Here is an 18,544-nt window from a genome sequence, read left to right as displayed (position 1 = left end):
GAAATCTGTCATCTGTCCGCTGTCTGCTGTCATCTGTTACCTGTTATCCGTCAGCTGTCGGCCGACCCGCACCCGCACCCGCACCCGCCGGCCGTCAGCTCCGTACGGCCCGGGCCACGGGGATCCACAGCTCCGCCTCGGCGTCGGGCGACCCCGGGACGAAACGGGTCTGCAGGATCTCCGGGCCCGGCCGGGCCTCGTACGGGTTGGACGGGAACCACTGCGCGGCCACGTCCCCCCACATCTCCTGCAGGGCCTGCGGGAACGGCCCGCTGTTGGTGAACACGGCCCACATCCCGGCCGGGACGTGCAGGACGTCCAGGTCGTCCGGGACGACGGCGTCCTCGCGCGCCACCACCGCGTGCCAGTAGTCGAGTTCGGAGCCCTCCTCCCGGTTGGCGGAGAAGTCGTCGCTCACCGACACGATGCCGACCGGATCCCGGCCGGTGAGCTCCGCGATCCGCTCGACGGTGTCCTTGCCGAGCCCCCTGATGAACTCGGCGATCCCCGGGTTGACGCCCTGGTAGATCAGGGTGACCCGGGCCTTCCTGCCGACGATCCGGAAGTCCGGCTTCTCGACGATCCGGTATTCCATGCTGCTGCTTCCCTCCACGACGAGTCGGAAGGACATCCGGGGCTGGGAGGTGAGCACCGCACCGCTGCGCCGGGCCTCGCCGGGGCCGACCCCGTGCATCGCCCGGAAGGCCCGGGCGAACGCCTCGCCCGAGGTGTAGCCGTACCTGACCGCGATGTCGAGCAACGTCCTTTCGCCGTCGAGGACTTCCGCCCCGGCGACGGTGAGTCGCCGACGGCGGACGTACTCCGATAGCGGCATCCCGGCGAGCATCGAGAACAGCCGCCGGAAGTGGTACTCCGACGTCATCGCGATCCGCGCCAGGGCGCCCACGTCGATCTCGCGGTCCAGGTTCCGGTCGATCTCGTCCATCGCCCGGTTGAGGTGTTCGAGCACTCCTGCCCCCGTCCTTCCCTTGCTGATCTCCACCGTAGGAAGGACCCACCCTGCCGTACCCGACGATCGGTGCCCGCTCCGGTCGGGTACGGCAGGACCCGACCGGAGCGGCAGCAGTGCGGCGGGGTGGCTCAGACCAGGCCCTGGGCCAGCATCGCGTCCGCGACCAGCTCGAAGCCGGCGATGTTGGCGCCCACCACGTAGTCGCCCGGGTGGCCGTAGCGCTCGGCGGTGGTGAAGCAGGAGTCGTGGATGTGCTTCATGATCCCGGCGAGTCGCTCCTCCGTGGCGGCGAAGGTCCAGGAGTCGCGCGACGCGTTCTGCTGCATCTCCAGCGCGCTGGTCGCCACGCCGCCCGCGTTGGCCGCCTTGCCGGGGCCGAAGGCCACTCCGGCCGCCTGGAACACCCGCACCGCCTCCGGCGTGGTGGGCATGTTGGCGCCCTCGGCGACCGCCTGCACGCCGTTGCGGACCAGGGCCAGCGCGTCCGCCTCGGTCAGCTCGTTCTGGGTGGCGCAGGGCAGCGCGACGTCGCAGGGCACGCTCCACACGCCCGGGCCCTCGACGAACCGGACGTGCCCGCCGCGCAGCCGGGCGTAGTCGGCGACACGGCCGCGCCGGACCTCCTTGACCTCCTTGAGCAGGTCGAGGTCGATGCCCTTCTCGTCCACCACGTAGCCGGAGGAATCGGAGCAGGTGAGCACCGTCGCGCCGAGCTGCTGCGCCTTCTCGATGGCGTAGACGGCCACGTTGCCGGAGCCGGAGACGGCGACCCGCCGCCCGTCCAGGCCCTCGCCGCGGCTGCGCAGCATCTCGGCGGTGAACATCACGCAGCCGTAGCCGGTCGCCTCGGTCCGGACCTGTGCGCCGCCCCAGCCGAGGCCCTTGCCGGTGAGGACGCCGCTCTCGTAACGGTTGGTGATCCGCTTGTACTGGCCGAAGAGGTAGCCGATCTCCCGGCCGCCGACGCCGATGTCCCCCGCCGGGACGTCGGTGTGCTCGCCCAGGTGGCGGTGCAGCTCGGTCATGAAGGACTGGCAGAACCGCATGATCTCGGCGTCCGAGCGGCCCTTGGGGTCGAAGTCGGAGCCGCCCTTGCCGCCGCCGATGGCGAGCCCGGTGAGCGCGTTCTTGAAGATCTGCTCGAAGCCCAGGAACTTGACGATGCCGAGGTTCACGGAGGCGTGGAAGCGCAGCCCGCCTTTGTAGGGGCCGAGGGCGCTGCTGAACTCGACCCGGAAGCCGCGGTTGACGTGGACGGCGCCGGAGTCGTCCGTCCACGGCACCCGGAACATGAGCTGCCGCTCGGGTTCGCAGATCCGCTCGATGATCCGGGCGTCGACGAGCTCGGGGCGCTGGGCGAGGACCGGGCCGAGGGTCTCCAGGACCTCGTGGACGGCCTGGTGGAACTCCGCTTCGCCCCTGTTCCGGCGGACGACCTCCGCGTAGAGCGCCTCGATGACGCGCTGTTCGGCGTCGAAGGGGTGCGGGGAGGCGGCGGCGTGAGGGTTGGTGGGCATCAGATCAGGACCTTCCGTGGTCGTCGGTGGTCGTGCGCGAGGCGTTCCCGTGCCCAGGAAACGGGGGAAGTCTCGCAGTGTCCAGGACCCGGCTCCCGGGACATCCACATGCTGAAACCCCCTCACCTCGCGGACCGTACGATCCGGCAGCGCCCTCGGGTCCGCATGGAGCCCGGCTGAACCCCGGCGTCCGGGAAGGGCTCACGCCGACGGGAACGGGTCGCGAACAGGTCGGGAACAGGTGGGGCGCGGGCGCTGTTGTGCGCCTGCGTGCACCCGGTGGGCACGGACGGTACCCAGTTGTTCAAATTGGAACAACCGAGTACGGTCGACACCCGGCTCACCCGGAGCCGCCCGGTCCACCCCTCATCGACGGAGGCCCACCCATGCCGCAGCCCGGCCCCGCCACGGTGCGCTCGCGCGTGCGCATCCCGCTGTCCTTCCCCGACGGCTACCGCGCCGAGGCGGAGGTCTTCACCTTCCACGGCCTCGCCGACGGCGCCGAGCACCTGGCGCTCGCGTTCGGCGAGGTGCCGGAGGGCGGCACCCCGCTGGTGCGCCTGCACTCGGAGTGCCTGACCGGGGACGTCTTCGGCTCCGACCGCTGCGACTGCGGCCCGCAGCTGCGCGAGTCCGTCGAGCGGATCGCCGAGGCGGGCGGGTTCCTGCTGTACCTGCGGCAGGAGGGCCGGGGCATCGGCCTCTACAACAAGCTCGACGCCTACGCCCTGCAGGACTCCGGCCTGGACACCTACGACGCCAACACCGCGCTCGGCCTGCCCGAGGACGGCCGTGACTACACCGCGGCGGCCCAGATGCTCGCCGCGCTCGGCGCCGCAACCGTCGACCTGCTGAGCAACAACCCGGACAAGGCCGCCCAGCTGGCCGACCTCGGCGTCACCGTCCGGCACCGGGTGCCGACCGGCGTGCACCAGAACGCCAGCAACGTCCGCTACCTGCGGGCCAAGGCGGAGCGGACCGGGCACTCGATCGAGCTCTCCCTGCTGGTCGGCTGACCCCGCGGCCCCGCCCGGACCCGACCCGCCCGGCCCCCCGCCCGGACCCGACCCGCCCGGCCCCCCGCCCGGACCCGCCCGGACCCCCACCCGGGAAGCGTCCCCGGGAAGCACCCCCGCAGCGGCGCCGGCCCGAGGACCGCAACCGCCGTCAGCGCCCCGTACGCAGCACCGCCCGCTGGATGCCGAGGCAGGCGAGCGGGAGCGCGACCAGGACGGCCGCCCAGAACGCGCCGTGCCCCCAGAGCTCCGCGACGGACCGGTACAGCGGCCCGGCCACCGGGATGCGCAGGGCCTCCATCGGTCCGAGCGGCGGGGGCAGCGCCCCGAGCAGCAGCGTGCCGAGCACCCAGAGGGCGAAGAGCCAACGGGCCGTCCGGGCGCGGGCGAGGGTGGACGCGATCGACACCGCGGCCAGCAGCAGGGTGAAGCCGGCCTGGTAGGCGGCGCCGACCTGGCCGGTTCCCCAGGACGCCGGGGTGGTGTGGTGCCCGACGGCGGCCAGCCGCACCTCGACGGCCGACCCGAGCAGGAGCACCAGGACCACCGTGCCGCCGAGCGCGAACCGGACGCGGTCGCGCACCCCGGCCGGGCCTGGCCGCCAGTCCCGGGAGGCCGCCGGCCGGCCGGCGGCGCCCCCGCCGCCACCCCCCGCGCCGCGAGGCGCGCCACTCGCCGCCCCGCCCGTCGCCCGTCCCGTCGCCCCGCCCGTCGCGCCGGACGGACGGGGGGCCCGCCCCGGCGCCCGCCCGGCGCCGTCGTCCCGGGCGGTCCGGGCCGCCCGCATCAGCCGGGTGGCACGTTCGGCCAGCACCAGCGCCAGCACGACGCCGACGGTGGCCGCCACCCCGGCCCAGCTCCCCATCCCGCCCTCGAAGGTCACCACCCGGTCGACCACCGCCGGCGGCGGCTTGAGCACCGTCATCGGCGGCCCCAACCGCAGGTAGCCGATCGCCGCGGCCCCGGCGGCGACCAGCGCGACCGTGCCCCGGCCGACCCGGGCGGGGAAGGCGACCAGGATGAGGGCCGCGGCGAGCGCCGCGCCCAGCTGCGGGGCCACCGACCGGGCCGCGTGGTCGCCGGCGGTGCGCAGGTGGCCGCCGAAGAGGCTGTTCGGGAAGACCTTCAGCTGGTTCCCGGCGTCCACGCTGAGCCGTGCCAGCGCGCCCGCCCAGAGCAGCAGGGCGAGGGCGACGAGCAGCAGCAGGGCCGCGGCGGCCCGGCGGGGCAGGCCGGAGCGGGCGTCCGCCCACCAGGCGCGGACCCGCGGGGCCGCCCGGTCTCGGAGCCGGCGGGCGGCGGCCGCCGCCCGGTCGGTCCGGGTCGCTCCGCCCGTGCGGGTCGCCGCTGCGCCGCGTTCGGTCGCGCCGGCCGGCCCGGGCGCGCCCGCCCCGACCGTGCCGCGCCGGGCCCGCAGCGCCTCGGCGGCGACCAGGGCCGCGCATCCGGACACCTCCCCCGGGTCCGCCGCCACGGCGCGCCGGCGCAGCAGCGACCAGCGGCGCCGCACGTCGTCCGCCCGCCCGCCGCGCACCGCCGTCCAGGCGGCCAGCACGGCGTCCGCCACGGCGGCCGCGACCACGGCCAGCAGCACGGAGAGCCGGCCCGGCAGGGGCAGCCGGTGCAGCGCGCCGGGCAGCGGGGAGAGCCGGGCCAGCAGCCGGGCGTGCTCCTGGGGCTGGACGGTCAGCCAGACGGCGAGCCGGTACGCCTCGGCCCGCTCGTCCGCGCCGAGGCCGTCGCCGCTGCGCCGGCCGCCGCCGAGCTCGTGGGCGGCGCGGTCCGCCTCGGCCACCACCTGAGGGACCCGGCCGAGCCCGAGCAGCCGCCCGCAGTGCTCGCCGGAGCACTCGGCGTGGTCGCAGTCGTAGCGGGCGGCGACGGCCGGCACCGAGGCGGCGAGCAGCTCGTCGACGAAGGCGACGCCGTCGGGCCCGGCGGCGATCCGGGTGAGGCCGTCCGCGTCGACCGGCCGCTCGCGGTAGACCGGGACGGCGGACGGCGCGAAGGCGGCGCCGAAGGCGAGGACGGCGAGCGCGGCCGCCGCCGCCCGGCGCGCACCGCGGGCGGTGTCGACCGCCCGCAGGTAGTGCAGGTCGAAGAGGGTGTCCCGGACCTCGTCGCGCAGCCAGGCCAGCAGCTGCTGCGCGCCGCCGTCGACGAGCCACTCCGCCGCCTCCCCGGAGCGGTTCAGCATGCTCCGGGCCAGGACGGACGGGGCGTGGTACGGGTCGCCGAGGAAGGTCACCGGGCGGTGCGCGGGGCCGCCGCCGGGGCCCGGGGCGGGCCGCTGGGGCCGCACCACCACCGGGCTCTCGCCCGCCAGCCAGCGGGTGACCTGCGGGGCCCGCCAGCGGTGCGCCGGGTTCCTGGTCAGCAGGCCCTGGAGCAGCAGCAGCCGGCGCGGATCGGCGACGGCGGACAGGTCCGTCCCCTCGCCGAAGACCAGGTCGTACTGGAGCACCTCGTCGCTCACCAGCAGGCCGTCCGCGTCGAGGTAGTGGGGCCGGCCGGAGTACAGCTCGTACAGCACGTTGCCCAGGCCCCACCAGGGCCCGGCGGGGTGGTTGGCGCCGGCGAGCTGTTCGGGCGCCATGTAGGCGACGGTCACCTGCATCTCGGGGGTGAAGCTGCGGCTGGCGGTGAGCCGGGCGATGCCGCCGAAGTCCGCGATCACGAACTCCCCGGGGCCCACGCCGCCGGGCCGGACCAGGATGTTGGAGGGCTTGAAGTCCACCGGGTTGCGCTCGATCCGGCGCTGCCAGAAGTCCAGCATGTCCACGAGCTCGCGGACGATGCGGTCGGTCTCCCGCCCGTCGGTGTGCCGGCCCTGCCGGTGCAGCTCGGCGACGTGGTCGGCCAGGGTGACCGGCAGGTACTCCATGGCCACCCAGGCGCAGCCCACCCCGGCGTGCTCGACCTGGCCGTAGTCGACGATCTCGGGCACGTGCCGCCGGTGGGCCGGGTCGCGCAGGTGCTCCAGCAGCTCGGCGTCCATGCCCTGCCCGGCCCGGGTGACCTTCACCGCGGCGTCGCCGCCGCCGTCGGTGCGCCGTACGTGCCAGACCGTCCCCTCGGTGCCCGATCCGGCGACCTCGTAGGGCTCGTAGCGGTTGAGCAGGGCCGCGGGGAAGGCCCCGCCGAAGTGGCCGCCGCGGGCGGGGGCCGGGCGCCGGGTGACGGTCGGCGGGGTGGCGCCGCGTGGCGGGGTGACCCTGGTCGGCGCGTCGGGCGGGGTGCGGAAGCGTCCGAGCCTGGTCGGCGGGTCCGGTGCGCCGTCCTCCCGGCCGCCCCAGGGCCGCCGGTCCACCCTCGTCCGCGGGCCCGTCCCCGTCCCCGTCGGCACGCCATCGGCCATCCGCCACTCTCCCGCCCGCCGCCGCAACCTTGACGCATCATCATGTCGCGGCTTCGGGACAGCGGTTACCGCTTTTCACCGGGCCTGTGGCCAAGCCGTTACGCGCCGCCGTGGCGCCAGACGTCGCCGATGGGGGCGGTGGCCGCGGCGGCGCCGGTCGGCGGCAGGCCGTAGGCGTCCTCCAGCGTGCGCAGCAGCCGGTAGTGGTCGATCCGCTCGCCGTAGTGCCCGGGGGCGACCGGCCCGCCCACCACGACGGTGGGGATGTGGTTGGCCGGGCTCCCGTCGTCCTCGTCCCAGGTGACCACCAGCAGGCTGTTGTGGGTGGCGGCCCAGTCGGCGTAGCCGGCCAGGTTGTCCCGGAGCCAGTCGTCGCCCTGCCGGACGGTGCCGTCGTGCATGTCGTGGGTGAGGTCCGGGACGACGAAGGACACCGTCGGCAGCGCCGCGTAGTCGTGCGGGAACGCGGAGAACGGCTGGTTGACCTCGGACGGCAGGTCGGCGAAGTCCACCCACGGGTTGTGCCTGCGGGCGTAGCCGCCGCTGTCGCAGACGGTGGAGCCGGCGGCCGGCAGGCCCTCGGAGTAGCCGGCGAAGGACAGTCCGGCGGTGCGCAGCGCGGAACCGAGGTTCGCGCCGCCGAAGGTCTGCGGGCAGGAGTCGTCGGTGACGCCCTGCACCGAACCGGAGAAGAGCGCCAGGTAGTTGGGCTGGCTGGGGTGCGCCACGGCGAAGGAGCCGGTGAACAGGGCGCCGCGGTCGGCGAGCGCGTTGATGAAGGGCGCCTGGTCGGTCCGGCCGATGACGTCGGGGTAGGACCGGTTCTCCTCCATCACGACCACGACGTGGTCGGGGCGGGGCACCGCGCCCCCGGCGCCCGACGGGGCCGCCGCGCCCGGGGCGGCGCCCGGGCCCGACGAGGAGACGGTGGCCGGCGAGGAGACGGTGGCCGACGGGGAGACGGTGGCCGACGGGGAGACGGTGGCCGCGCAGCCCGCCAGCAGCAGGGCGGCGGCGGCCGCGCCGACGGCCCCGCCCGTTCGGCGGCGCCGGCCGGCGGCCCGCGGCACCGCCCGGATCACCTCTCCAGCCTGGTCGCCCCCGGCGGGCGCGGCAAGCGCTGCCGCCCGGCGGAGCTCCTCCGGCACCGCCGAACCGCCCGGGCCTCAGGCGTCCCTGAAGCCGATGACGCGCTTGACCGCGCCGCGCACCCGCCGGTCGGCCGCCGTCAGCGGCAGGCGCTCGCGGTAGTACGCCGGGTTGCGCACCGCGCGGGCGCCGAAGCTCTCCTTGAACTCGGCCAGCGAGGAGTCCGGCCGGGCGTCGCCCATGTCGTAGCAGCGGCTCCCGGCCGCGCAGGCGTCCTCGACGGCGAGGCGGTGCAGCAGGTGGTTGGCGCGGACCGGGTTGGCCAGGGCCCGGTCCATCGCGCCCCGCCAGTACTTGGTGTGGTCCCCGTGCCGCAGGACGACGATCGCGGCGGCCGGCTCCCCGCCGCAGCGCGCCAGCCAGATCGCGCAGGAGGGGCCGAAGCGTTCGGCGACCGCCTCCAGCAGGCGCGGCGGCTCCTCCCGGCGGTGGCGCCACCGGGCCAGGGCGGGCGGCTCGTGCTGCTGCGCCGCCCACCGCTCGACCGACTCCCGGTAGAGGCGCTGGAAGAGCGGAACCAGCCGGCCGGTCCGGTCGACCTCCACCTCCACCCCCGCGCGCTCGGCCTGCCGCACGCCCCGGCGGACCCGGGCGTGGAAGCGGCGGGCCCAGACCTCCTCGAACCCGCCGTCGAGGTCGAGCAGGAAGGTGGTGCGGTCGTAGGCCGCGAAGGCGCCGGGGGCGGCCTCGCCCCAGACCGGGGAGGCCCGGGGGCTGAACCGCACGGCGACCCGGACGGCCGGCCGGTGCGCGAGGTCCTCCAGGACGGCCCTGGCCTCCCGCAGGTCCGGTGCCCCGTCCGGCACGAGGGCCCCGCCGACGCCCCAGCCGGGCCAGGACTCCTCCGCCAGCAGCCGGGTGCCCCGGCGCCGGTGACGCACCAGCGGGACGAGGATCCGGCGGCCGCCGTCGAAGCGGTACAGCCGGCTCGCGTCCTCCAGCGGCCAGGCCTCGCAGAGGCAGTCGAGCCACGTCGGGGTCTGCGTCACCAGTGCGCCGCCGTCCCGCCCGAGCAGCTCCCACCACAGGGCGCGCGGCACCGGGCTGGTCACCCGCACACCGGCGGGCGGATTCCTGGGCATGGCACGGGGGCTCCTCTCCGGTCGTCGGGCCGGGGTCCCGCCTCCCAGGCTAGGGACGTCCGGGCGTTCCCGCCGGTCCGCCCGCTCCTCGCCCCCGAACCCGCCCCCGGGGGAGCACGGTGGCCGGGCGGCGGCCGGGCGGCGGCCGGGCCCCCGGTCATAGGATGGGCAGGCCGGCCGTACCGGCAGAGCGCCGCGACCGGGCCGGGGAGGCCGAGGACGGGAGCTGCTGGTGGTGAGCAACGGATCCGGCGGCCCGCCCGCCGCCACCCGGTCCCTGCGGTCGCGGGGCAGGGCCGTCCTCACCGCCGCCAGGAACTACGACCCGCTGCTGCGCAACGCCCATCTGCTGACCGTCAGTTCACTCCTGACCTCGGCCTTCGGCGCCCTGTACTGGGCGCTGGCCGCCCACTGGTACGACGCGGCCACCGTCGGCCGCAACGTCGCCGCCGTCTCGGCCATGATGTTCCTCGGCGGAATCGGCCAACTGAACCTCGCCAACGCGATGGTGCGCTTCGTGCCCTCCGCCGGCCGGCGCGCCGGGCGCCTCGTGGGGCTGGCCTACGCCGTGGCCTCGTCGGTCACCCTGGTGCTCGCCGCCGGGTTCGTGCTGCTGATCCCCTGGCTCTCGCCCGGGCTGGACTTCCTGCACAGCTGGGGCCTGGGGCTGTTCTTCGTCGTGGCGACCGCCGGCTACGCCGTGTTCAACCTGCAGGACGGCGTCCTGACCGGCCTGCGGCGGGCGGACTGGGTGGCCCTGGAGAACGGGCTGTTCGCGGTCGAGAAGATCGGACTGCTGGCCGTCCTCGTCGCCTTCGGCGCGGAGAACGGGATCCTGGTGTCCTGGATGGCCGGCCTCGCGCTCGCCCTCGTGGTGACGAACGCCTTCGTCTTCCGCCGCGCCCTGCCCCGGCACCAGCGCGCCGCACCGCAGGCCGCCGCGGACACCTCGAGACCGACCTTCGGCTACCTGGCCGCGGACTACGCCGGTGCGATGTGCTGGCTGGCGGCGGTCAACCTGCCGCCCGTGATGGTGCTCAACCGCCTCGGCGCCGCCGACAGCGCGTACTTCTCGCTGGCCTGGACGGCGCCCTTCGCGCTGTACTGCTTCAGCTCCAACATGGGCTACTCGCTGGTCGTGGAGTCCGCCCGGGACATCACCCGGCTCGACGACTACCGGCGGGTGCTGCGCCACTCCGGTCGGGTGCTGGTGGCGGCGGTGGTGCTGCTGATCGCCGTCGGGCCGTGGGCGCTGCGGGTGTTCGGCGCGGACTACGCCCGCCACGGCACGGTCGTGCTCTGGCTGCTCGCGCTCTCCGCGCTGCCGAACCTGCTCACCACCACCGTCGTCGCCCTGTCCCGGGCCCGGCGCCGGATGAGCGTGGTGGTGGGCGTGCTGGCGTCGCTCTCGGTCACGGTGCTGGCGCTGACCGCGCTGCTGCTGCCGGTGCTCGGCATCGACGGCGCGGGCGCGGCCTGGCTGATCGGGCAGACCCTGGTGGCGGCCGTGCTGCTGTGGCGGCGCTCCTGGTGGCTCCCCGCTCCGCCGCCCGGGGGCGGGGGCGCCCCGACCGGTCCGGCGGCGGCCGCGCGCGGCCGCGAGGGGTGACTGAGGGGGCAGCCTGGACGCCTGGTGCCTAGAGTGGATAGGCACAGCGCCTGCACGGTCCCGAGGGCGCTTCCCCGCTTTCGGGAGCTTACGGGAGTCCACGAATGAACGATGTGCGGACCGCGGCGGCCGACGGTGCACCGGCACCGGTGGACCTGCACCTGACGGTGCCGGAGCTGACCGGCCGTCTCCTCGGATGCGCCGCCGACGGGCAGTGGCTCGACGCCTTCCTGCTGAGCGCCGGTGTGGTCCAGGTGGTCGAGGACGTGCTGGAGGGCACCGCGTGGCGGCCCCGCCGGCTGCTGGACCACCTGGCGAAGGGCGCCCGGCCGGGCGCGGTCGGGGCGGCCCGGGCCGGACTGCGCGGGGCCACGGGGCTCTGGCTGGCCGTACCGCCCGCCCGTGGACTGCGCGCCTGGTGCGGGCGGTTCGCGACGCTGCGCGACCGGCTCGCCGAACTGGCGCTCCAGGACGGGGCGGCCACCGGCTGGCCGCACGGGGAGGGCCCGGACGGCGCCGACCCCGGCCCCACCCGCCCGGACGCCGCCGACCCGGACACCGCCGACCCGGACGCCGTCGGCCCGGACGCCGTCGGCCCGGACGCCGTCGACCTGGTGGCGGAACTGCGCGCCGCGGTGGCCGCGTTGGGCCGACTGCCCGGCGCCCGGCGGCTGCTCGCCGGGGCGGTGCAGCGCCCGCCCGCCTGCTTCCGCAGCTTCGACCAGCACCCGCAGGACTGCGTCGCCCTGGCCCGGCTGGTCACCGCGCGTCACCCGGACCGTCACCGCCCCCTGCTCGTCCTGGGCGTACGCACCTCCGGCAGTCACCTGGCTCCGCTGCTCGCGGCGGCGCTGCGCGGCCTCGGCCACCGGGAGGTGGTGGTCGGCACCACCCGTCCGGGCGCAGCCCTGCTGCCGGGCCGGGCGGCGCTGGTGCGCGAGCTGCGCCGCAGGTCGGGGCTGGTGCTGCTGGTCGACGACCCGCCGGTGACCGGCGGCTCCCTGGCGGGCCTCGCCGGTCTGGCCGTCCGCGGCGGTTTCGCACCGGACTCGGTCGTCCCCGTCCTGGCGTCCTTCGACGACGCGGGCGCCCTGCCGCCCGCCCTGCGCGGCCTGCCCTGCGTGACCCTCCCGGGCCGCGACTGGCACGTCCGGACGCTGCTCGGGCCCACCGCACTGGCCGCGGCGGTCGCCCGGCTGCTGCCGCCCGGCCGGCGCCTGCTGGACCTGACGGCCGACGCCCCGGGGCCGCTCTCCCGCCGCGCGCACCTGGCGGTGCCCTGCTCGGCCCGCGTGGTCGACCCGGACGGCGGTGTGCGCAGCCTGCCGCTGCTCGCCGAGTGGGCCGGGGTCGGCTACTTCGGGTCGTACGCGGCGACGGTGGCCGGTGCGCTCGCCGGACTGGTCCCGGAGCCGCTCGGGATCGCCGACGGCGTGCTGGTCCGCCCCCGGCCGGAGCACCGGCCGGCCGACCGGCACGGCGTGCCGCCCGCCGAGGTCGCCCGCTACGTCGCCGCCCGGCAGCGGCTGCTGGCCGTACCCGCCGACCGGAGCCTGCTGCTGGCCGGTCGCGACCCGGTCTGGGAGGCCTCCGCCCGCCAGCTGGCGCCGGTGGTCGGCCGGCTGCACACGCTGCTCCGTCCGCTGCTGCTGGACCGGCTGACCCGCACCCTGCTGACCCCGGCCCGCCCCTGCGTGACCGACGGCCTGACCGCGCGCCACCGCTGGACGGCGGACGGCGCGGACGGCGCAGGCAGCGGAGGTGGCAGCAGCGGGCACGGGAGCGGCGGCGGCTGGCGCAAGACCGCCTACGCCGACGGCGCCTTCGGCCACCTCAACCTGGCGAGCTACGACGCCGTCTACGACCTCGCCGGCGCCGCGCACCGCCCCGCGCCCGGCACCACGGACCCCGCCCCGGCCCCGGGCCCCGCCCGGGACGCCGCCCCGGACACCCCCGCGGACGCCACGAGGGACACCACGACGGACACCCCCGCGGACCAGGCCCCCGACCGCCCCGCGGACGACGACGCCGAGCTGCTCGCCGAGTACCGCCGCCTCACCGGCGAGGACGTGTCGGACGCCCGCTGGTGCCTGCTGCGGCTGGTCCAGGCCCGGCACGCCGCCGTGCAGGACGGCCTGCCGCCCTCCGAACGGACCCGGGCCGACGCCCGGCGGGCCCAGGCGCGCGCCGTGCAGCGCTTCCTCTCCGCCGTCTACCTGGCGGACCTGGACACCGAGCCGCGGGGGCCGTGCTGCGTCCTCGACGTGGACGGGGTGCTGGAGTCCGACGTGCTCGGCTTCCCCGCCTCCTCCCCCGCCGGCGCGCTGGCGCTGCGCGCGCTGCGGGCGCACGGCTACCGCACGGTGCTCGCCACCGGGCGCTCCGGCCCCGAAGTCGCCGACCGCTGCGCCGCCTACCGGCTGGACGGCGGGGTGGCCGAGTACGGGGCGGTCCTGGTGGACGCGGTGTCCGGCAGCACCGAGGTCCTGCTCGACCACGAGCGCCGCCGGGCCGGCGACGGCGGGCTGCGCGCCCGGCTGGCCGCCCTCGACCAGCCCGCCGCCGCCGACCCGCTCTCCCGCTGGTGCGTCCGGGCCTCCGTCCGCTCGCCCCGGGACGGCCGGCGGCACGCGCCAGCGCCGCAGGCCGTCGCAGCCCTGCTCGCCGAGGAGCCGTTCGGCCGGCTGTTCACGACGGTGCCCGGCCAGGCCCAGACCGACTTCGTCCCGCGCGGCTGCGGGAAGGCCCCCGGGGCGCGGGCCCTGCTGGCCCGGCTCGGGGCGGACGGGCCGCCCGCGCTGGCGGTCGGCGACGGCGTCGCCGACGTGGAGCTGCTGGGCTGGGCGGGGCGCGGCGCGGCCCCGGCGAACGCGGAGCGGGCCGTCCGGGCGGCCGGCGTCCCGGTGACGCGGCGCGCCTACCAGGCCGGCCTCGCCGAGGCGGTGGGCCGGCTGATCGGGCACCGGCCCGGCGGCTGCCCGCTGTGCCGGGCTCCGCGCCCGCCCGCCGACGCCCGCGCCCTGCTGGCGGTGCTCGCCGTGCCGGAGGCGGGCCGCTCCGGCGCGCCGCTGCGGCTGGCCCGGCTGGCCGTGGCGGCCGCGCGCACGACGCCGGCCACCCGGACCGTCCGGGCCGCCGGGGCCCCCCGGACCACCCGCACCGCGCCGCCCGCCCGGGCCGGCCGGACCGCACCCCCTGCCGCGGCCGCACCGGCCGCGCCGAACCGCCCGGGCCGGGCCGGATGAGCCCGGCGGTCCAGCGCCTGCGCCGCGCCCCGCAGCCGTACCGGGCACGGGCCCGGTCCGTGCTGGCCGCGCAGTGCGCACTCGCCGCGGAACTGGTGCTGCGCCGGGCCCGCCGACTGCCGCCCGGGCACCCGGGCGCGGGCGGGCACGCCCCCCGGCTGCGGTCCTCCCCCCGGGCGCTGCTTCCGCTGCGCCGGGCCCGGCTGGTCTACCGCGTCACCGACCACTGGAAGTCCCGCAGGATCGCCCGCCGGCTGGGCCTGGACGGCACCTGCACCCTGCGGCCCGGGCCCCCGGGGCTGGCCGACGTCCTGGTGCTCTCCCTCGACGCCCCCGGCCGGGAGCGGCTGGCGGTCAAGCACGCCCGCACCGGCCACGCGGTGGCCTCCCTCGACCACGAGTGGCGGGTGCTGGAGACCCTGGCCGCCGACGCCCGGCTCGGCGGCTGGCGCGCCCTCGTCCCCGTGCCCGTCCACCAGGAGCTGACCGGGCCGCTGCCGCTGATCACCGAGAGCTGGCTGCCCGGGACCACCGCCGACGAGCTGCTGGCCGCCCCCGGCGCGGACGACGGGGTCGCCGAGCGCGCGCTCACCGCCGTGGCCGAGCTGCACCGGGCCACCGGGCGCACCGAGACCGCCACCGGCCGGCTGGTGGCCTGGGTCGACGAACCGCTGGGCGTGCTCGGCACCGACATCCCCTGGTGCCGCACCGGGAAGGGGGCCGCCGGGCTGGCGGCCCTGCGCCACCGGCTGCGGGCCGGCCTCGCGGGCGCCGAGACCACCGTCGCCTGGACCCACGGCGACTTCCACGCCGGCAACGTCCTGTTCGACGGCCGGGGCAGCCGGGTCACCGGGATCCTCGACTGGGGCGGCGCCCGCCCGGACGGCCCCTGCGCCATCGACGCCTACACCTTCGTGATAGCCCTGGCCTGCCGCCGGGAGGGCCGCCAGCTCGGCAGCGCCGTCCGGGAGATGGTGCGCCACGGCGCACTGCCCGGGCCGGACCTCGCCCTGATCGACGGCACCCGCGACGACCTGGTGGACCTGCGCCGCAGCGGCCCGGCCGGACCGCCGGACGACGCGGTGCTGCCCCTGCTGACCTGGCTGTGGCACGTCGTCTCGAACGTGACCAAGTCCCCCCGCTACGCGCGCAGCCACTGGTGGGTCTCGCGCAACGTGACCCCGCTCCTGGAGGAGGCCGCCACATGGCGGGCGACCCGGCCGTGACGCCGGTGTCGGCGCCCGGGCGGCCGCCCGCCGCCGGGGCGACGCAGCGCCGCCCCCGCCGGTTCGGCCGGCTGCCCTCGCTGACGGGCCGCGCGCTGCTGCCGGTCTCGCTGCTGCTGTGGCTGCTCTCGCTGCGCCACGTCCACCTGGAGCGGATGGGCGACCTCGGCCTGCTGCAGGTGCTGCCGGTCCTGTACTGGACGGCGGCCGGCCTGCTGACCGCGGGCTTCCTGCTCGTGCTGCGCGACCGCCGGCTCCGCCAGTGGTGGCTCGCCGGGTACGTCCTGGCCCTGATCGCCGTCGTCCACGCGACGCCCACGCTGCTCTACGCCAACCTGCGGTACTCCTGGGCGTGGAAGCACGTCGCCGTGATCGACGCGATGCTGCGCCACGGCGGCCCCGTCCCGCAGGCCGGGACGCTGGACCCGTACAACCAGTGGCCGGGCTTCTTCGTGCTGAACGGGCTGCTGCTGCGGCTCACCGGCCTGCACTCGGCGCTCGGGTACGCGAGTTGGGGCCCGCCGCTGTTCAACGCGCTGCTGCTCGCCCCGCTGCTGCTGCTCTACCGGGCGATCAGCACCGACCGGACGCTGGTGTGGGGCGCGGCCTGGGTCTACTACTCCTGCTCCTGGGTGGGGCAGGACTACTTCTCGCCCCAGGCCTTCGCCCTGGTGCTCTTCCTCGCGGTGATCGCCGTGGTGGTCCGCCAGTTGCCCGACCGGACGGACCGGGCGGGCCGGGCGCCCGGCCCCGCGCCACCGGGCGGCTCGCACCGGTCGGCCGCCCCGGCACCGGCGACGGGGCTTGCGGCCGGCGCGGCCGGCACGGCCGCGGGCGACGGGTGGATGCCGATCCGGTTCCTGATGGTCCTGGTGCTGGAGGCCGCGATCGTCTGCTCGCACCAGCTGACCCCGCTGATGCTGATCAGCTCGCTCGCCGCGCTCGCGATCCCCCGCCGCAACCGCCGGGTGGTGCTGCCCGCCCTGGCGGCCGCCGTGGCGATGACCGTGGTGTGGGACGCCACCGTGGCGCGCCCGTACCTGTCCGCGAACCTGGGCCAGTTCACCAAGGCGCTCACCACACCGGACTCCAACATCAGCGCCGGTCTGGCCAACCTCGGGATCGCCGCGCCGCAGCAGGTCACGGTCGACTGGATCGACCGCGGGCTGTCCGCGACGGTCGTCCTGCTGGCCGTGATCGCCTTCGTCCGCCGGCCGTGGCTGCGGCGCACCCCGCTGCCCTACCTGGCGCTGGCCCCGGTGCCCTTGCTTGCCGCGAACAGCTACGGCGGGGAGATGATCTTCCGCACCTACCTGTTCGCGCTGCCCGCCTGCGCGTTCATGCTGGCGGCGCTCGTGCTGCGGCCCTCCCCGCGGCCCCGGCTGCGCGCGGCCTGCTCGCTGGTCCTGTTCCTGGCCCTGCTCGGCGGGCTCTTCTTCGGCTACGACAGCAAGGAGCGGATGAACTGGTACGACGACCGCGAGGTCGCCGCGACCGAACAGCTCCTCAAGGCCGCGCCACCGTACTCGGTGGTGGTGTCGATGACCGGCAGCGTGCCGGGCATCTACGAGGGCTACGACCAGCACCCCGGGGTGCGGCTGGCCGAGACGACCCCGCAGACCCGGGAGCTGCTGAACCAGGACCCGCTGGGCGGGTTGGAGGCCGCGGTGGGCTTCACCCACCCCGGTGTGCCCGCGTACCTGGTCCTCAGCCGGGCGCAGGCCGCCGAGTGCCGGCTGACCGGCATCTGCCCGGCGGACCTGGAGGACCGGCTCGCGGAGGTGGTGTCCCGGACCCCCGGGTTCGACCTGGTGTACCAGAACCAGGACGCCGTGGTGTACCGCTTCGTCCCCAACCCGCTGCCCGGCCAGGAGCCGGCTGCGGGCCCGTCGCCGGCCCCGCAGCTCCCGGGCGGTGCCGTCCCCCAGCCAGGAGGCGGGCCGTGAACGGCACCTCGTCCGCAACCGCCGCCCGGGCCGGGTGGGCCCTGGCGCTGTCCGGGTGGGCGGCCCTGACCGTCTACGCGCTCGCCGACGCCGACCCCGTCCGGGTGGCCGTGGCCGGCGCGTTCCTGCTGCTGTGCCCGGGCCTGGCCGCGGTGCGGTCGGCCCGGCCGGCGCTGGCCGCGCGCGGTGCGCCGATGGACCCGCTGGAGTACTGGGTGCTGGCGGTGGCGCTGAGCCTGGCCGTCGACACGGTGATCATCGTGGGGTTCTACCTGGCCGGCGGGCTCATCAGCGGCTGGGCGCTGGGGGCGGTGGCCGCCGCCACCACGCTGCTGGCGCTGCCGCAGTGCCGCCCGCGCGGCCGCAGACCTCCCCCGGACGGCCCGGACGGCCCGGACGGCGACGGCGGTCCGGGCGACCCCGACCGGGGCGGACGCGGCACACCCGCACGCGACCAGGGCGACCCGGACGACCAGGGCGGCGGCACGGACGGCGACCGCACGGCCGGAAGGCGGCGCCGACGATGGCGGTGGCGCAAGCGCGTCGGCGGGGCCGGCGCGGGCGCGGCGGCGCTGCTGCTGGTCGCCGCGTGCGCCGGGGGCGGCCCGGCCGCCACGGTGACGGTGTCCACCCCGCCGAGCGGCGCCGGGGCGAGCAGCCCCACCGCCGGCCCGACCGCCCCGGCGGCCCCCGGCGCCTGGCACCTGGCCTTCCAGGACGACTTCGACGGCACGACGCTCGACCACGCGAAGTGGGCCACCTGCTACGACTGGAACCAGGACGGCTGCACCAACGCCGGCAACCACGAGCTGCAGTGGTACCTCCCGCAGCAGGTCGGCGTGGGCGACGGCCGGCTGACCCTGAGCGCCGACCGCTCGGACACCCGCGGGAGCGACGGCAAGGACTACCCGTGGACCTCGGGCATGGTCTCGACCGGCCGGGACTCCTGGAACGCGCAACCGCGGCACACCTTCACCCGCGGCTACTTCGCCGCGGCGGTGCGCATCCCCCCGGAGGCCGGCATGTTCCCCGCCTTCTGGCTCCTGCCGGCCTCCCGCACCACCCCGCCCGAACTCGACGTCGCCGAGTTCATCTCCACCACCCAGTACGTGCAGATGACCGTGCACTTCACCGGGCCGGACGGCAGCCCCAGGGACCAGTGGCAGCGCTGGGGCCCGCAGGACTTCCCCGCGGGCGACCACGTGTTCGCGCTCGACTGGGAGAGCGACTCGCTCACCTGGTACGTCGACGGCGTCCAGCGCTACCGGGTCACCGACCCGTCGAAGATCCCGGACGAGCCGATGGAGCTGCTGCTCAACCTGGCCGTCGGGTACCCGAGCTCGCCGCCGCAGAACGTCTCCTCGGCGCGGATGACGGTGGACTGGGTGCGGGTCTGGCAGCACTGAGCCCCCCGGGGCCGCCC

11 protein-coding genes are annotated in these 18,544 nt (G+C 76.8%); 6 read left to right on the top strand and 5 right to left on the bottom strand.

Annotated features, from left to right (window positions below; all coding sequences use genetic code 11):
- Positions 1–94: 94 nt before the first annotated feature.
- Both ACFYUY_RS02970 and gdhA read right to left on the bottom strand, forming a co-directional pair.
- Positions 95–970 carry a GyrI-like domain-containing protein gene (locus tag ACFYUY_RS02970; protein WP_387897328.1) on the bottom strand — a complete coding sequence of 292 codons (876 nt, stop codon included), beginning with the start codon at positions 968–970 and terminating at the stop codon, positions 95–97.
- Between the two features lie 131 nt (positions 971–1,101).
- Positions 1,102–2,490: an NADP-specific glutamate dehydrogenase gene (gene gdhA, locus ACFYUY_RS02965; RefSeq protein ID WP_360210648.1), complete on the bottom strand. Its 1,389-nt coding sequence runs from the start codon at positions 2,488–2,490 to the stop codon at positions 1,102–1,104.
- A gap of 386 nt (positions 2,491–2,876) precedes the next feature.
- Between gdhA and ribA the strand changes: the two genes are divergently transcribed.
- Positions 2,877–3,506: a GTP cyclohydrolase II gene (gene ribA / locus ACFYUY_RS02960; RefSeq protein ID WP_360210646.1), complete on the top strand. Its 630-nt coding sequence runs from the start codon at positions 2,877–2,879 to the stop codon at positions 3,504–3,506.
- A gap of 151 nt (positions 3,507–3,657) precedes the next feature.
- Here the strand turns inward: ribA and ACFYUY_RS02955 are convergent, their stop codons facing one another.
- From ACFYUY_RS02955 to ACFYUY_RS02945, 3 genes are all read right to left on the bottom strand, one after another.
- Complete coding sequence (locus ACFYUY_RS02955) at positions 3,658–6,864, bottom strand: hypothetical protein (protein WP_387897325.1); 3,207 nt, start codon at positions 6,862–6,864, stop codon at positions 3,658–3,660.
- 98 nt (positions 6,865–6,962) lie between these two features.
- Entirely contained in the window at positions 6,963–7,946 is a 984-nt protein-coding gene (locus ACFYUY_RS02950; RefSeq protein ID WP_387897322.1) for an alkaline phosphatase family protein, read from the bottom strand.
- Between the two features lie 84 nt (positions 7,947–8,030).
- Positions 8,031–9,095: a GNAT family N-acetyltransferase gene (locus tag ACFYUY_RS02945; RefSeq protein ID WP_360210640.1), complete on the bottom strand. Its 1,065-nt coding sequence runs from the start codon at positions 9,093–9,095 to the stop codon at positions 8,031–8,033.
- 235 nt (positions 9,096–9,330) lie between these two features.
- Here ACFYUY_RS02945 and ACFYUY_RS02940 point away from each other — a divergent pair, with 235 nt between their 5' ends.
- From ACFYUY_RS02940 to ACFYUY_RS02920, 5 genes are all read left to right on the top strand, one after another.
- The gene (locus tag ACFYUY_RS02940; RefSeq protein ID WP_387897319.1) at positions 9,331–10,704 is read left to right on the top strand and encodes a lipopolysaccharide biosynthesis protein; all 1,374 of its coding nucleotides are present in this window, start codon (positions 9,331–9,333) and stop codon (positions 10,702–10,704) included.
- Positions 10,705–10,808: 104 nt separating this feature from the next.
- Entirely contained in the window at positions 10,809–13,949 is a 3,141-nt protein-coding gene (locus ACFYUY_RS02935) for an HAD family hydrolase (RefSeq protein ID WP_387897317.1), read from the top strand.
- On the top strand, positions 13,946–15,175 hold the full coding sequence (locus tag ACFYUY_RS02930) for an aminoglycoside phosphotransferase family protein (RefSeq protein WP_360220662.1): 1,230 nt from the start codon (positions 13,946–13,948) through the stop codon (positions 15,173–15,175). The genes ACFYUY_RS02935 and ACFYUY_RS02930 overlap by 4 nt, the downstream gene beginning before the upstream one ends.
- Positions 15,154–17,121 (top strand): glycosyltransferase, encoded by a 1,968-nt coding sequence (locus ACFYUY_RS02925; RefSeq protein ID WP_387897314.1) that lies wholly within the window; start codon positions 15,154–15,156, stop codon positions 17,119–17,121. Before ACFYUY_RS02930 ends, ACFYUY_RS02925 begins: the two co-directional genes overlap by 22 nt.
- On the top strand, positions 17,118–18,527 hold the full coding sequence (locus ACFYUY_RS02920; protein WP_387897311.1) for a family 16 glycosylhydrolase: 1,410 nt from the start codon (positions 17,118–17,120) through the stop codon (positions 18,525–18,527). Before ACFYUY_RS02925 ends, ACFYUY_RS02920 begins: the two co-directional genes overlap by 4 nt.
- The last annotated feature ends 17 nt before the right edge of the window (positions 18,528–18,544 follow it).

The organism is Kitasatospora sp. NPDC004745 (genome assembly GCF_042873275.1).
GTDB lineage: Bacteria > Actinomycetota > Actinomycetes > Streptomycetales > Streptomycetaceae > Kitasatospora.
This window is presented reverse-complemented; position numbering and strand designations above follow the sequence as displayed.

What these genes read in the sequence shown, in the direction of transcription:
- gdhA (WP_360210648.1), bottom strand. Translation starts at nt 2,490, where the DNA reads ATGCCCACCAACCCTCACGCCGCCGCCTCCCCGCACCCCTTCGACGCC.
- ribA (WP_360210646.1), top strand. Translation starts at nt 2,877, where the DNA reads ATGCCGCAGCCCGGCCCCGCCACGGTGCGCTCGCGCGTGCGCATCCCG.
- ACFYUY_RS02955 (WP_387897325.1), bottom strand. Translation starts at nt 6,864, where the DNA reads ATGGCCGATGGCGTGCCGACGGGGACGGGGACGGGCCCGCGGACGAGG.
- ACFYUY_RS02945 (WP_360210640.1), bottom strand. Translation starts at nt 9,095, where the DNA reads ATGCCCAGGAATCCGCCCGCCGGTGTGCGGGTGACCAGCCCGGTGCCG.
- ACFYUY_RS02935 (WP_387897317.1), top strand. Translation starts at nt 10,809, where the DNA reads ATGAACGATGTGCGGACCGCGGCGGCCGACGGTGCACCGGCACCGGTG.
- ACFYUY_RS02930 (WP_360220662.1), top strand. Translation starts at nt 13,946, where the DNA reads ATGAGCCCGGCGGTCCAGCGCCTGCGCCGCGCCCCGCAGCCGTACCGG.
- ACFYUY_RS02925 (WP_387897314.1), top strand. Translation starts at nt 15,154, where the DNA reads ATGGCGGGCGACCCGGCCGTGACGCCGGTGTCGGCGCCCGGGCGGCCG.